Source organism: Polynucleobacter sp. AP-RePozz3-80-G7, from assembly GCF_018882145.1.
Classification (GTDB): domain Bacteria; phylum Pseudomonadota; class Gammaproteobacteria; order Burkholderiales; family Burkholderiaceae; genus Polynucleobacter.
The window spans coordinates 259,494-274,505 of sequence record NZ_JACVPC010000001.1 but is presented as its reverse complement, the minus strand read 5'-3'; the positions used below and the strand labels follow the sequence as shown (position 1 = coordinate 274,505).

Sequence of the window (15,012 nt, the reverse complement as noted above, 5' to 3'; positions counted from 1 at the left end):
AAAATTGCGAAAACCGCTATCATTTGCACCTAACTTATTGATTCTTATCGTGTCTACACATCTAAATACCGCCCTTTCAGAGCCTTCCTTAACTAACCCTTTGCACCCAGAGGCGCCATTACCGCATCGAAAAATCATTCGAAGCTGGCTAATCCCGATGGCACAAGGCGAAACTGGGCGCGCAATCATGCTCCTAGCAATCGATGCCTTCCTCTGGCTAGGCTGTATTGCAGGAACGATCTTCGTAGAGAGTGTTTTACTCAAAATTGTTTTTGGTTTGATTGCCGGTTTTGTAACAGGTCGCATCTTTATTTTGGGTCACGATGCTTGCCATCAAAGTTACACACCCAATCGCGAACTGAATAAAGTATTGGGTCGTATTGCGTTCTTGCCATCTCTTACACCATATAGCTTGTGGGATGTTGGTCATAACGTTGTGCATCATGGTCAAACCAATCTAAAAGGTTTTGATTTTGTATGGGCACCCCTATCAAAATCAGAATACGACGCGCTTCCCCCGCTGCGTAAGGCTCTAGAACGCCTTTACCGTAGCGGCTGGGGCCCTGTTTTTTATTACCTCATTGAAATTTGGTGGAGACGTGAGTACTTCCCAAATGCAAAAAACAAGCCTGGTGATCGTCCTATTTTCTTAAAAGACAATTTGCTTGTTACCGCATTTGCAATCATTTGGATTGGTTGCTTAATTGCTGGAGCCATCGCTACCGGGCAGTCTATTTGGATTGGCTTGATCACTGGCTTTGCGGTGCCATTCTTGTTCTGGAACGGCATGATTGGATTTGTGGTTTACGTGCACCATACCCATCCAAAAGTCTCTTGGTATGACAAGAAATCGGAGTGGTTACGCGCCCAGCCGTTTGTATCCACAACTGTTCACCTGACTTTTAACTGGATTTGGGGCAAATTGATGCACCACATCATGGAGCACACTGCGCATCATGTGGATATGAGCGTACCGCTTTATCGCCTGCCAGAGGCCCAACAGACCCTAGAAACGATCCTTCCAGAGCGTATTTTTGTACAAAAGTTCTCTTGGGGCTGGTATTTCGATACTGCGCGCAAGTGCAAGCTCTATGACTTTGAAAACAAGGCTTGGTTAGATTTTGACGGGAACAAAACGGCCGATTCGGTACGGGTTGTGCTAACCCCAGCCCCAGCGGGACAAAACGGGTAAAATAGATCTCTGTATAAGATTTGCCTTACCCGGATTGCCCATGACTACATCGACTCCAGCAGCTACCCAAGAAACCTCCCAGAGCCTGAAATTTTGCTCTTCTTGCAGCCGTGAAAAACGACTTGAGGGTGGCACATGGATTCCGACAAGTAATCGCAAGCAGCGCTGGATCTGCGCCAGCTGTTTATACAACCGTACGCATCGTACCGGTTCAGCCAAAACCTAATACTCACTTGTAGTTCAAATGGCTAGATTCATTAGCTACGCGCCATCTCCCACATAGGGATTCGTTTTGCGCTCTTGACCAAACGTGGACATTGGTCCATGACCCGGAACAAACTGCACGTCATCGCCTAAGGGCAATAATTTCGTTTTAATCGCATTAATTAAATCCGCATGATTGCCACGTGGAAAATCCGTTCTGCCAATTGAACCAGCAAACAAAACATCCCCAACTATTGCTAGACGATCTTCTTTATCAAAAAATACAACGTGGCCGGGCGTATGACCAGGACAATGAAATACCTCAAGATCAATATTTCCCACCTGAACATGATCACCATTATTTAACCAGCGGTCAGGCTCGAAAACTTTGGCATACCCAAAACCAAAACGCACTGTTTGTTCTGGTAACTGATCAATCCAAAAACGCTCTTCCTCTTGTGGGCCCTCAATAGGAACGCCCAGTTGGTCGGCCAAATCTTTCGCAGCCGCACAATGATCCAAGTGCCCATGAGTAAGCAAAATCTTTTTAGCCTTACCGCCCATCTGCTTAAGGCCCTTAAGGATCTTTTCAATATCACCGCCAGGATCAACCACAGCAGCGTCGCCAGTCTCTTGGCAAACTAGGATTGAGCAATTTTGCTCATAGGGAGTAACGGGAACAATTCCTAATTTAATTGGCATACGTACAAGCAGTTAAATGAATCATTTGGGAAAGCTAGTTTATGGGAGTCGGCATAAAATGCACCTAAAGGATAAAACAATGAACAGCCAAGATACATTTAAATTTGCAGAAACTCACGAATGGGCCGATCAAGAAAATGATGGCTTAGTTTGGGTTGGTATTAGCAATCATGCACAAGAAGCGCTAGGCGATGTGATGTTCTTTCAAGCCCCAAAACTTGGGCAACAAGTAAAGCAGGGTGAGGCTATTGCGGTTATTGAGTCAGTGAAGGCGGCCAGTGATATTCATGCGCCAATAAGTGGCGAGATTGTTGCCCTCAATGAAGAGGTTGATACATCGCCTGAAATCGTCAATGAAAATCCATATGGTATTTGGTTATTCAAAATCAAACCCGCCTCCGATGAAGTTCTTGCTCAAGAACTCAATCAACTCTTGACCTCAGAAATATATAACGCGGGCCCTGGCGTCTAATATCTGAAATCAATTAGATTGAAATGGGGTCGCGTTCAATTAACCATCGAATGCGCCCTTCTTTACTAATGCGTCCCTGGGAGCGCTCTCGCAAATAAAGATCCGTTGCCTCTAAGATTTCTTGCAGGTTTTTACGATTATCAGACTCCACCAGAAGTTGGGCGCGTTCCGAGCCCGCTACGCGCATCATTGCCTTGGGGACCGGATCATAGACTCTGAGGTCATTATTTATATGGCCCCGAGACTTTAAATATCCCTTCAGGCTACTCAAAAACTGAATTGCTTTATCTAAACTTTTAGCCTCAGCATGGATAAGGGCCTGGTAGGCAAAAGGCGGCAAGCCAGCCTCTTTTCTTTCATTGGCCGTAAAGCTTAAAAACCCATCTACGTCATGGTGCAGTAAAAACTGAAAAACTGCAGACTCCGGAAACTGCGTTTCAATATAAATAGCACCACCTGCTTCACCATCCTTATTGGATCGCCCAGCCCGCCCTGCAACCTGAACTAACTGGGCAAATAATCGCTCTGCCGCCCTAAAGTCTTGAGAGAACAATCTACTATCTGCATCCAGCACAGCAACTAAGCCAATATTTTGGTAATCGTGCCCCTTGGCAATCATCTGGGTCCCAACAACGATATCGACATTACCTTCGTGAATTTCCTGAAATAACTCTTCGGCGCCCTTACTCTTTCTACTGGAATCTGTGTCGACCCTCAGCACTCTTGCGCCTGGCCACATCTCCTCAATGGAGTCTTCGATCTTTTGAGTACCTTGTCCCAAAGTTTTTAAGTCGGCATTGCCACAGTCAGGACAATGGCTTGGAATTGATTTAACCAAGCCGCAGTGGTGGCAACTTAAAACCGACTTCCTGCCTAGTGCTCCTGATTTATGCAGCACCATATAGGAGCTACATTGCTCGCATCTTGAGAGCCATGAGCAAGCGCCGCAGCTAAGCACTGGAGCATAACCTCGTCGATTGATGAGTATTAGGCTTTGCTGCTTATTTTGTAGATTCTGGCTAACGGCCTTCGCAAGGGCTTTAGTAATCAGGCTTTTGGATTTTGGCTTCTCTATATCGCCCGGACTAAATTGTGTTTGTGGATCGCGCGTATTGATCAAATGCACTTTTGGCAAGCTTGCGCCTTGCGCGCGCTGATCCAGACGAATATATTCATAACGGCTAGCCCTGGCAGCCATCCAAGTCTCAAGCGATGGTGTAGCAGAGGCCAATAAGATCGGTATCTTAAGGTCGTGGGCACGCCATATCGCAAGATCCCTTGCAGAGTAACGGATACCATCTTGCTGTTTATAAGATGGATCATGCTCTTCATCAACAACAATGGCGCGCAGACTAGGCAGGGGAGTTAATGCAGCCAATCTTGTTCCCAAAATAATTTGGGCTTTACCACTCATCGCATCATGCCAGGCGATGCCTCTAACTTTTTCACTCACGCCACTGTGAAGCACGACCATTTTTTTATCTGGAAAATAAGCGCGCACTCTGCGCTCCAACTGTGGCGTTAAATTAATTTCCGGCACCAAGAGCAATGCCTGTGCGCTTGCATCTTCCAAAATGCCGCTTAACCAATTTAAAAATACAGCCGTCTTTCCGCTACCAGTTTGTCCTTGTAACAGTATTGCTTTGAATTCACTTGAAGGAATGGTGCGCAATTTTTTTAAGGCAAGTTTTTGGCCATCGTTCAGATGGACCTCATCAACATAACCCTCAATTGCTTCTAATGTGATTTTTTTCTTTTGTTTTTCTTCGTCCGCCGCTAATTTCTTGGGGATCTTTTCCCAATCATCTGGCTTTTTCCACATCTGTGGAATGGTGGGAATAATGGTCTCGCCTAGCGCATGAATGTAATACTGGCTGGCAAAGTTCATTAACTTCAATACTGCTGGGTCCAAGGGGGGAAGGGGCGCAATTTTGCTTACCCCTTTTAATTTATCAAGATCATAGTCTGAGTGAGCGCTTACTTTAATTACCAATCCCACCAGTGAACTGCGCCCAAAGGGAACCTCAACAATTGCCCCCACCTGTGGGCTCCCCCCCAATGCCTTGTCGTCCCACAAGTAGTCAAAACCCTGGGCAAGGGGCTTATCAACAACAACTTGGACAACGATCGGAGGGGGCATGATTTACTTCAAATCTTTAGTTTGCTTGTGGATAAGTCTGTGGATATCATCCGAGGATTCTGATTTATAAGCTAATTTATCAGCTTTCAGATTCTGCACTCATTTAAAGCTTTTTAGTAATTATTTATATAAATCAATGACTTGTAAAGATATTCGAAAGTGAATTTTCATCATTATTCGCAATCTCACTGAATTTCGAATTTTCCCGTTATCTGTGCATAACTTTCGCTAAAAATCCTAGCGTCAAGTTAGCAATCACTCAGTATTACGACTTAGTCCTGAGAGCCCTTGAGCTCTCAATGACCGCTTCGGCAAGAGCCGTAACACTTTCAGGAGGGGTAAATTGAGAAATCCCATGCCCTAGATTAAAGATATGTCCGTCTAGAGGATGTAAGCCCGATTTAAGGGCTGGAGCACTCGCCAAATCCTCAAGCAAAAGGTTTGCTTGCCGTGCAATTTCTTTTGGCTCCGAGAACAGAATAAGCGGATCTAAATTACCTTGCAATGCTAATGGCTTGTTCAATGCCAGCAATTGTTTGCGTGCGCGACTCAGTGACATTGTCCAATCAATGGCAATAACATCAGCACCAACTTGCGCCATATCGCTCAACCAAATCCCACCGCCTTTGGTAAACATGATTACTGGAATTTTTCTGCCTTCATGTTCGCGTGGCAATAAAGAAATCACTTTTTGCATTGAAGCCAGAGACATTTTTTGATACCAGCCATCTGGCAGCATTCCACCCCAGGTATCAAAAATCATCAAAGCCTGAGCGCCTGCTTTAACTTGCTCTATCAAATAGGCTGCGACTGACTGAGCATTGATATCAAGGATGTGCTGCATCAAGTCAGGACGACTAAACATCATCGTTTTGGCATGACGAAAATCATCGGCACTTGAGCCATCAATCATGTAGCAAGCTAATGTCCAAGGGCTTCCGGAGAAGCCGATCAAAGGCACACGCTGTTTACCCTCCTGTATCAATGCTTTGCGAATTTCTGAAACTGCATCAAAGACGTACTTCAACTGATCCATGTCAGCAACGCGTAATTTCATAACCGCCTCTTCAGTGCGAAGAGGATGTTCAAAGCTTGGGCCTTCGCCAGCGGTAAATTTCAAGCCCAATCCCATGGCATCAGGGATAGTCAAAATATCGGAGAATAAAATCGCCGCATCCAATGGATAGCGATCTAAAGGTTGAAGGGTTACTTCAGTAGCGTATGCAGGATTTTTTGCGAGCCTTAAAAAACTTCCAGCTCTGGCGCGAGTAGCGTTGTACTCGGGAAGATATCGACCGGCTTGACGCATGAGCCAAAGCGGTGTTTGATCAACCGCTTCGCCCAGGCAGGCCTTTAAAAACCGATCATTTAACAGCAAGGAGATGACCAGCTATTACTTTTTACGACGGAAACGTGCAATTGCAGCCAGCTGTGCAGCCGCCATTGCAAACTCAGATTGGGCCAAAGCCAAATCAAAGTCAGTGCCACGGTTTTGCATCGCTTCTTCAGCACGTTTCTTAGCTTCAATCGCTTTAGCTTCATCAAGATCATGTCCGCGAATAGCGGTGTCCGCTAAAACAGTAACGCGATCTGGCTGAACTTCTAAATAGCCACCTGCTACGAAAACAAACTCTTCATCACCATCAGCTTTTTCAATACGAACTGAGCCTGGACGAATACGTGTAATCAAAGGAGTGTGGCCGCGCAAAATGCCGAGCTCACCACTTTCGCCAGGAAGCGCAACAAATTTGGCCTCCCCGCTGAAAATAGACTGCTCAGCACTCACTACATCGACGCGTATGGTTGACATAATTTCCCTAGATTAAAGCTTCTTGGCCTTCTCGATGGCTTCATCAATTGAACCCACCATATAGAACGCTTGCTCTGGCAAGTGATCCAATTCGCCGCTGCAGATCATTTTGAAACCACGGATAGTTTCTTTCAGTGGAACGTATTTGCCTGGTGAACCAGTAAACACTTCAGCAACGTGGAAAGGCTGGGACAAGAAACGTTGAATCTTACGAGCACGTGATACTGACAACTTATCTTCTGGTGACAACTCGTCCATACCCAGAATTGCAATAATGTCGCGCAGCTCTTTATAGCGCTGCAATGTCATCTGTACTTCGCGAGCTACTTCATAGTGCTCTTGACCAACCACTTGTGGGTCGAGCTGACGGCTGGTTGAATCCAATGGATCAACCGCTGGGTAAATACCCAATGCAGCGATATCACGTGACAACACAACTGTGGAGTCTAGGTGCAAGAATGTTGTAGCTGGTGATGGATCGGTCAAGTCATCCGCAGGAACGTAAACGGCCTGAATAGATGTAACGGAACCAGTCTTGGTAGAAGTAATACGCTCTTGCAATTTACCCATCTCTTCAGCCAATGTAGGCTGGTAACCCACAGCAGAAGGCATACGACCGAGCAATGCAGAAACTTCGGTACCGGCCAATGTGTAACGATAAATATTGTCAACAAAGAACAAAATGTCACGGCCTTCATCACGGAACGCTTCAGCCATTGTCAGACCAGTTAACGCAACGCGCAAACGGTTGCCAGGAGGTTCGTTCATCTGACCAAACACCATCGCCACTTTGTCGATAACGTTAGATTCTTTCATCTCGTGGTAGAAGTCATTACCTTCACGAGTACGCTCACCAACACCAGCAAACACTGACAAACCTGAGTGTTGCTTAGCGATGTTGTTAATCAATTCCATCATGTTCACGGTCTTACCAACACCCGCGCCACCGAACAGGCCAACCTTACCGCCTTTAGCAAAAGGGCAAACTAAGTCAATAACTTTAATGCCGGTTTCTAACAAGTCCACAGAAGGTGAAAGCTCATCAAACTTAGGGGCTGGCTGGTGAATAGCACGACGCTCTTCGGTTGCAATCGGACCTGCGTCATCGATTGGGCGACCTAAAACGTCCATAATGCGGCCGAGGGTTGCTGGGCCAACAGGCACAGAAATTGGACCGCCAGTAGATTTCACTTCCATGCCACGACGCAAGCCATCGCTGGCGCCCATGGCAATCGCGCGAACTACGCCGTCACCAATTTGTTGCTGAACTTCAAAGGTCAAACCTTTTTCAGCAAATGATTTTTCACCGCTATCAACTAATGTCAACGCATCATAAATGTTTGGCATTTTGTCGCGTGGGAACTGAATGTCCACCACTGGACCGATACATTGCACGATATTTCCGTTACTCATCGCATTTCTCCGCTTTTAATTCCTGAATTCTTTCGTATTCCTAAACGCTGACTGCTTAAACCGCAGCCGCTCCGCCAACAATTTCTGACAACTCTTTAGTAATAGCAGCCTGTCGTGTTTTGTTGTATTCCAATTGCAATTCGCCAATGACGTTCTTCGCATTATCTGAAGCGGCCTTCATAGAGACCATACGTGCAGACTGCTCAGAAGCCATGTTTTCAGCAACTGCCTGATAAATCATTGCCTCAACGTAACGCTTAAGCAGGCCATTCAAAATAGACTCTGCGTCAGGTTCGTAGATGTAATCCCAAGAATTGCCTGTTTTCTCTTGTGGAGTCAAAGCTTCTGGCTCCAAAGGTAAGAGTTTTTCTAAAACAGGCTCTTGTTTCATTGCATTTACAAAGCGGGTAAATGCCAAATAAACGGCATCAATCTCGCCACGCTCAAACGCTTCTAATTGGGCAACAATTGCGCCAATCAAAACATCCATATGTGGTGTATCGCCAATTTGAATTGTTTGAGAAATCAATTTTGCTTTTGAGCGATTCAAAAATTGCAAACCTTTTGAACCAATTGCGGTGTACGCAATCTCAACATTTTTTTCTTGCAAATCGCGCACTTGGTTAGCAATCAAACGCAAGACGTTGGTATTTAAACCACCGCACAGGCCTTTGTCTGTAGTAACCAAAATCGTGCCAACTTTCTTCACCTCACGAGTTGCCATGTAAGCAGGGCGGAACTCAGGATTAGCTTTTGATAGATTGGCAACAATCTCACGAATTTTTTCAGCGTATGGACGCGCATTACGCATGCGCTCTTGGGCGCGACGCATCTTGGATGCGGCGACCATTTCCATTGCCTTCGTGATCTTGCGCGTGTTTTGCACGCTCTTGATCTTAGATCGTATCTCTTTTGTGCTTGCCATGATTTATGCGAGCCCTCTTAGAAAGAGGCAGAACGCTTGTAATCCTCAATAGCAGCGCGCAATGCAGCTTCGTCATCTTTACTCAAATCCTTGGTTTCTTCAATACGCGCAACTAAGTCAGCGAATTTAGATTTCAAATGATCTTGCAAGCCTTTTTCGAATGGCAATACGTTCTTTACCTCGAGATCATCGAAGTAGCCGTTATTAACAGCATAAAGTGAAGCGGCCATTTCCCAGACTTGGAGTGGCTTGTACTGAGCTTGCTTACACAATTCCGTAACGCGACGACCGCGCTCGAGCTGCTTGCGGGTTGCTTCGTCAAGGTCAGATGCGAACTGAGCAAACGCTGCCAATTCACGATATTGCGCCAAGTCAGTACGAATACCGCCAGATAACTTCTTAATCACTTTAGTTTGTGCAGCACCACCAACGCGGGAAACAGAAATACCGGCGTTAATCGCAGGACGTACACCAGCGTTGAACAAGTCAGTTTCCAAGAAGATCTGACCGTCAGTAATCGAAATTACGTTAGTTGGAACGAATGCAGAAACGTCGCCAGCTTGAGTTTCGATGATTGGCAATGCAGTCAATGAACCAGTCTTACCTTTTACGGCACCATTCGTAAACTTCTCAACATACTCAGCATTTACACGTGCAGCGCGCTCGAGTAAGCGTGAGTGGAGGTAGAAAACATCGCCAGGATAAGCTTCGCGGCCTGGTGGGCGACGGAGCAATAAGGAAATTTGACGATAAGCAACTGCTTGCTTAGTTAAGTCATCGTAAACAATCAAAGCGTCTTCGCCGCGATCGCGGAAGTATTCGCCCATGGTGCAGCCTGCATAAGCAGAGAGATACTGCATCGCTGCAGACTCAGACGCACTCGCTGCAACAACAACGGTGTACTCCATCGCGCCCAATTCTGTGAGCTTACGAACAACGTTAGCAATAGTTGAAGCTTTTTGACCGATCGCCACGTAAACGCAATAAACACCTTTACCTTTTTGGTTAATGATCGCGTCAACCGCAACGGCAGTTTTACCAGTTTGACGGTCGCCAATGATCAACTCACGCTGACCGCGGCCAATTGGAACCATCGCATCAATCGCCTTTAAACCAGTTTGTACTGGCTGGCTAACGGATTGACGTGCGATAACGCCTGGAGCAACTTTTTCGATAAAGTCAGTTAACTTAGTATTGATTGGGCCTTTGCCATCAATTGGCTGACCGAGCGCATTTACAACGCGACCAAGCAACTCTGGGCCAACTGGAACCTCCAAAATGCGACCCGTACATTTCACTGGGTCGCCTTCTTTAATGTGGGTGTATTCACCCAACACTACGGCACCAACAGAATCACGCTCAAGGTTTAATGCAAGGCCGATAGTGTTGTTAGGAAACTCCAACATTTCGCCCTGCATAACGCCTGACAAGCCATGTACGCGGCAAATACCGTCGGTCACTGAAATTACAGTGCCTTCGTTGCGAACTTGGGAGTCAACGCCCAATTCGCTAATTCGGCTTTTGATCAGCTCGCTGATCTCGGAAGGGTTGAGTTGCATTACTTACTCCTGGGTCTTATTTCGTATGTTCTTAATAGGGATCACTTATGCGCCAAGACTTGCTTGCATTTGAGCTAACTGAGCCTTAACTGAACTATCCATTACTTCATCGCCAACTTGAATGCGAACTCCGCCAATCAATGTTGGATCAATTTGGATGGTTGGGCGCAATTCTTTACCCCCAAAGCGCTTCTTCAAACTTGACAACAAATCATTTAACGCAGAACCCTCTAAAGGGAATGCGCTAGTAATATTTACTTCTGCAGCGCCTTCGCTTTTGTTCTTCATTGCTTCAAATTGATGGGCAATTTCAGGAACGGCTGCTAAGCGGTGGTTTTGATTAACAAGATTCAAAAAGCTGGCAACCTTGCCATCTAGCTTGGTTTTCACCATGCCAGAAAGTAACTTGCTTAAATCATCAGCCGATACTTTTGGGTTGTTTGACAGTGCAGCAACTTCTGGCAAAGCAGCAATCTGAGCCAATTCGTTTAATTGCTCCAAACAGCCTGTAAGCTCAGCTGGCTTAGCGCTTTGAAAAAGCGCTTCAGCATAAGGACGTGCAATAGTGGCTAATTCAGCCATATCAAAGTTCTGCCTTTAGTTGGTCAAGTAATTGGCCATGCGCTTTTGCATCAACTTCACGACGCAAAATTTGCTCGGCGCCTTTAACTGCGAGAACAGCCACTTCAGCACGCAGAACTTCACGGGCACGAGTAACTTGCTGAGCTGCATCTTGTTGGGCTTGAGAAATGATTCGAGCGGCTTCAGCTTGTGCGTTAGCACGAATTTCTTCGGCTGACATTTGTGCACGTTTCTCAGCTTCGGCAACGCGTTGAACACCTTCTTGACGTGCTTTAGTTAATTCTTGCTCAGCTTCATTGCTGGCTAGTGCGAGAGCTTCTTTACCACGCTCGGCAGCAGCTAAACCATCAGCAATTTTGCTTGAACGCTCATCTAACGCCTTAACCAGCGGTGGCCACACGAAGCGTGCAACAACCCACCATAAGACGAAGAAAACGATCATTTGCGCGAATAGGGTCGCGTTCAGATTCACGATATTCCTTTCAGTATTGTTGAGAACAGTTGGATGACTTGTTGGTCATCCACGCCAAAACAATTACTTAATAACTGCGAGCAGTGGGTTTGCGAAAGCAAACAACATTGCAACACCAACGCCGATCAAGAACGCAGCGTCGATCAAACCTGCCAAAAGGAACATCTTAGTTTGGAGTGGCTCCATCAATTCTGGTTGACGTGCACAAGCTTCGATGTACTTGCCGCCCATCAATGCGATGCCCAAACATGCACCGATCGCGCCGAGGCCGATGATGATGCCGATACAGATAGCTGTTGAACCTTGAATAGTTGCTAAAAATGCTTGCATGTTGCTGACTCCTGAAGTTAAAAGAGGTAAGTTAAAAATAAAATCTTAGTGATGGCTATGCGCTTGCCCGATGTAAACCAAAGTCAACATCATGAAAATAAAGGCTTGCAACAAAATAACCAAAATGTGGAAGATGGCCCAAGCTGATCCAGCAATAACGTGGCCCACCAATCCGAACAGGGATAAATCTAAATTAAAGGTCCATACGCTACCAAGCAAGGCAATCAATAAGAAGACCAATTCGCCAGCGTACATATTGCCGAAAAGTCGCATTCCTAAGGAAACGCCTTTCGCCAAATACTCAATAATATTCAAAGCGAGGTTAAATGGGGCTAAATACCATTTCGCGCCAAAAGGAGCGGAAATGAGTTCGTGCAAGAAGCCGCCGAAACCTTTTACCTTGAAGCTGTAAAAGAACACCAAAACCAACACTGAAAGGGACATGCCCATCGTTGCGTTTAAATCGGTTGTTGGAACCATGCGGTTATGCGGTACATGACCACCAAAGTTACCGATGAAATGATTTACGCCCAACACCCAATCCACAGGAATTAAGTCGAGGGTGTTTAAGAGAATGATCCAGAAAAATACGAAGAGCGCGAGAGGCGCAATGAAAGTACGATCGCCATGAACAATGCTCTTGGCTTGTGTATCGACCATCTCCACAATCATCTCAATCAAAGACTGAAACCGACCAGGAACACCAGGAGTTGCGCGACGCGCCGCAATCAACAAAATAAATACCGCTATGAAGCCCATCAATGAAGCCCAAAAAATGGTGTCTAAATTGATGACGCTGAAATCAACAATGGAGGATTGGTGCTCACCAGTGCTGGTGAGGTTTTGTAAATGCTCAGAAATGTACGCAGTTGGCGTCATTTGCTCGGCTGCCTCGTGGGCTTGGTGTACTTCGCTAGACATCTCTTAACTAGTCCTTTGTTTCAATCTCAATTGTCACTACTTAGCGCCACAACCACGCCAGCCACACACACTTCAAGGCAAGCAGGTAAGTCACCAACAAGGGGACCCAAAGCACGCCAGGGACGTAATACGCAATCCCTACAAACAACATCAATGTCACGGCGATTTTGATAAATTCACCCGAAACCAATGCCGCCAAAAATCTTCCCGGATTCAATCTTTGCGATTTTTTTGCTAACTCCAGCCTGACTAAAAACAGGGCTGTAGGCAAGACGCTAATTAAACCACCTAAAAAGGCCGACTGAGTATAAAGGCTTACCCGTACCGGCTCCCCAAAAATTGACCAAAACACCATGCTGATAGCCGTAATCAACACTTGGGCCAAAATAATTTTCCATGGTGAAAGGGATCGGTACTTTGTTGCATCACTTTGCTGCAGCGCAACAATTTCCTCTTTGCTGTAAACCCGAATAACTTCCTCGGGCTCATCCCACTCGTCTACCTCGGAAAATTGATTTTTTTGAGGAATCAATTTAGCCCCGGAAGTTTAGTGTGTGCAGTGCAATATGTCAAAGGATTTGGGGACATTTTTCGACCTAATTTAAGACTCAATACCCAATTTTTTTAATAGGGAATCTAATTCATCGAATTGGCTGAAGCGGAGCCTGAGCTCTCCACCCTTACCTTTAAGCTTAAATTCCGTGCTTAGGCCAATCAAATCTGCAATTTCTTGCGTCAAACGCTGCATATCTGGATCGCTGCTGGGTGAAGAAGTGCCTGGCTTACTTTTAGCCTTTTTGTCTCCAATTTGACCGCCCGCAATCACCAAGGCAGCCGTCATTCGCTCCGCCTCACGGACAGACAGACCCTGTGCCGAGATTCTCTGGGCTAAAGCCACCTGGCTAGATCCAGGAAGGGGCAGTAGCGCACGAGCGTGCCCCATATCAATATCTCCTGCCAACAACATGGCCTGCACCGGCTTTGCTAGCTGGGCGAGGCGCAATAAGTTGGTAATAGCACTGCGCGACTTGCCTACAGCCTTTGCTGCCTGTTCGTGCGTAAATCCAAACTCCTCAATCAACCTAGCTAAACCCTGCGACTCTTCGAGAGGATTTAAATCCTCTCGCTGCATATTTTCTACCAGGGCCATTGCTGCCGCAGCCTGATCATCGGCACCAGAAACTAAAACCGGAACCTCCTTTAAGCCCGCAATGGTTGCCGCACGAAAGCGTCTTTCGCCCGCAATAATTTCGTACTTACCAGGAGCCACCAGGCGAACCAAAAGGGGCTGCATAACACCTTGCTCGCGAATACTTTCTGCCAACTCTTGCAATGCACCGGCTTCCATTTTTTGACGTGGCTGATATTTGCCTGCCTGCAAAGCAGTTAATGGCAAACGATTGATTTCAGTGGAAGAATTTGCTTGCTGCGTCTTCTCTCCAAGCAACGCTTCAAGGCCTCTACCTAAACCTTTTTTCTTAACGGCAACCATGATCTTTATTTTCTTTCTAAAAATTACATGTGCTTGATGCGCTCAACCATCTCAGCACCAAACTCTAAATAGGCTTTTGCGCCACGTGATGATTTATCGAAAGCCACCCCAGGAAGCCCATAAGAGGGGGCTTCAGCAAGACGCACATTGCGCGGAATAATGGTCTTAAATACTTTGTCGCCGAAGTGCTCAAGCAGCTGATCGGAAACCTGTTGTTGCAAAGTCATGCGCGCATCAAACATGACGCGCAATAAACCAATGATGACTAAGTCGGGATTCAGATTTGCATGCACTTGTTTGATGGTATTTACCAAATCGGACAAGCCCTCCAATGCAAAGTATTCACACTGCATCGGCACAATCACACCATTTGCTGCGCACAATCCGTTGAGCGTAAGCAAAGACAAAGCAGGTGGACAATCAATCAAAATAAAGTCGTAATCGTTCACCACTTGAGCAAGCGCATCTTTCAAACGCGCTTCGCGCAAATCTAGATCTACCAATTCAATTTCAGCGCCCGCTAAATCACGATTCGCCGGCAACACGTCGTACCCAGAGCTTTCGCAACGCTGCACACATTCTTTAACTGCTGTCATACCAATTAATACCTGATATACGCTTGCGTTTAAGTCTGCCTTCTCTACTCCGGAGCCCATCGTGGCATTACCCTGAGGATCAAGGTCCACCAACAAAACACGCTGTTGTAGCCCTGCTAAACCCGCCGCCAAATTAACGGCGGTAGTGGTCTTACCAACACCACCTTTTTGATTTGCGATACAGAAAATTTTTGCCATGGCT

Annotated in this window: 17 protein-coding genes; 3 read left to right on the top strand and 14 right to left on the bottom strand. The window is 46.2% G+C overall.

All coding sequences use genetic code 11. From position 1 onward, the window contains the following. Positions 1-49: 49 nt before the first annotated feature. Both ICE90_RS01485 and ICE90_RS01480 read left to right on the top strand, forming a co-directional pair. Positions 50-1,192, top strand: coding sequence for a fatty acid desaturase (locus ICE90_RS01485; protein ID WP_251368484.1), 1,143 nt, complete (start codon positions 50-52; stop codon positions 1,190-1,192). A gap of 40 nt (positions 1,193-1,232) precedes the next feature. After that, the gene (locus ICE90_RS01480; protein ID WP_041396810.1) at positions 1,233-1,418 is read left to right on the top strand and encodes a hypothetical protein; all 186 of its coding nucleotides are present in this window, start codon (positions 1,233-1,235) and stop codon (positions 1,416-1,418) included. Between the two features lie 35 nt (positions 1,419-1,453). Here the strand turns inward: ICE90_RS01480 and ICE90_RS01475 are convergent, their stop codons facing one another. Then, positions 1,454-2,098: an MBL fold metallo-hydrolase gene (locus ICE90_RS01475; RefSeq protein ID WP_216863816.1), complete on the bottom strand. Its 645-nt coding sequence runs from the start codon at positions 2,096-2,098 to the stop codon at positions 1,454-1,456. 79 nt (positions 2,099-2,177) lie between these two features. On the opposite strand from ICE90_RS01475, the gene gcvH reads away from it, so the two are divergent. Beyond that, positions 2,178-2,570 carry a glycine cleavage system protein GcvH gene (gene gcvH / locus ICE90_RS01470; RefSeq protein ID WP_255533262.1) on the top strand — a complete coding sequence of 131 codons (393 nt, stop codon included), beginning with the start codon at positions 2,178-2,180 and terminating at the stop codon, positions 2,568-2,570. Between the two features lie 13 nt (positions 2,571-2,583). Here the strand turns inward: gcvH and priA are convergent, their stop codons facing one another. The 13 genes from priA to ICE90_RS01405 form a co-directional block, all read right to left on the bottom strand. Next, a complete protein-coding gene (priA, locus tag ICE90_RS01465; RefSeq protein WP_216190684.1) occupies positions 2,584-4,710 on the bottom strand; it encodes a primosomal protein N' in 2,127 nt (708 codons plus the stop codon). Between the two features lie 265 nt (positions 4,711-4,975). Continuing rightward, positions 4,976-6,094 (bottom strand): uroporphyrinogen decarboxylase, encoded by a 1,119-nt coding sequence (hemE, locus tag ICE90_RS01460; RefSeq protein WP_216191293.1) that lies wholly within the window; start codon positions 6,092-6,094, stop codon positions 4,976-4,978. A gap of 9 nt (positions 6,095-6,103) precedes the next feature. Beyond that, positions 6,104-6,520: a F0F1 ATP synthase subunit epsilon gene (locus ICE90_RS01455; RefSeq protein ID WP_215321259.1), complete on the bottom strand. Its 417-nt coding sequence runs from the start codon at positions 6,518-6,520 to the stop codon at positions 6,104-6,106. A gap of 12 nt (positions 6,521-6,532) precedes the next feature. Then, a complete protein-coding gene (atpD, locus tag ICE90_RS01450) occupies positions 6,533-7,933 on the bottom strand; it encodes a F0F1 ATP synthase subunit beta (protein WP_072582052.1) in 1,401 nt (466 codons plus the stop codon). A 55-nt stretch (positions 7,934-7,988) separates the two neighbouring features. Beyond that, positions 7,989-8,858 (bottom strand): F0F1 ATP synthase subunit gamma, encoded by an 870-nt coding sequence (gene atpG / locus ICE90_RS01445; RefSeq protein WP_215321258.1) that lies wholly within the window; start codon positions 8,856-8,858, stop codon positions 7,989-7,991. 17 nt (positions 8,859-8,875) lie between these two features. Next, a complete protein-coding gene (gene atpA / locus ICE90_RS01440; RefSeq protein ID WP_072582050.1) occupies positions 8,876-10,417 on the bottom strand; it encodes a F0F1 ATP synthase subunit alpha in 1,542 nt (513 codons plus the stop codon). Positions 10,418-10,462: 45 nt separating this feature from the next. Next, a complete protein-coding gene (locus ICE90_RS01435; protein ID WP_216190683.1) occupies positions 10,463-10,999 on the bottom strand; it encodes a F0F1 ATP synthase subunit delta in 537 nt (178 codons plus the stop codon). Between the two features lies 1 nt (position 11,000). Further along, on the bottom strand, positions 11,001-11,471 hold the full coding sequence (locus ICE90_RS01430; protein WP_072582048.1) for a F0F1 ATP synthase subunit B: 471 nt from the start codon (positions 11,469-11,471) through the stop codon (positions 11,001-11,003). Between the two features lie 63 nt (positions 11,472-11,534). Next, on the bottom strand, positions 11,535-11,801 hold the full coding sequence (atpE, locus tag ICE90_RS01425; protein WP_011901869.1) for a F0F1 ATP synthase subunit C: 267 nt from the start codon (positions 11,799-11,801) through the stop codon (positions 11,535-11,537). Positions 11,802-11,846: 45 nt separating this feature from the next. Continuing rightward, positions 11,847-12,722, bottom strand: coding sequence for a F0F1 ATP synthase subunit A (atpB, locus tag ICE90_RS01420; protein ID WP_215321256.1), 876 nt, complete (start codon positions 12,720-12,722; stop codon positions 11,847-11,849). 40 nt (positions 12,723-12,762) lie between these two features. Continuing rightward, the gene (locus ICE90_RS01415) at positions 12,763-13,254 is read right to left on the bottom strand and encodes an ATP synthase subunit I (protein ID WP_216190682.1); all 492 of its coding nucleotides are present in this window, start codon (positions 13,252-13,254) and stop codon (positions 12,763-12,765) included. 69 nt (positions 13,255-13,323) lie between these two features. After that, complete coding sequence (locus ICE90_RS01410) at positions 13,324-14,214, bottom strand: ParB/RepB/Spo0J family partition protein (protein WP_216190681.1); 891 nt, start codon at positions 14,212-14,214, stop codon at positions 13,324-13,326. Between the two features lie 23 nt (positions 14,215-14,237). After that, the gene (locus ICE90_RS01405) at positions 14,238-15,008 is read right to left on the bottom strand and encodes a ParA family protein (protein WP_216190680.1); all 771 of its coding nucleotides are present in this window, start codon (positions 15,006-15,008) and stop codon (positions 14,238-14,240) included. Positions 15,009-15,012 lie beyond the last annotated feature (4 nt).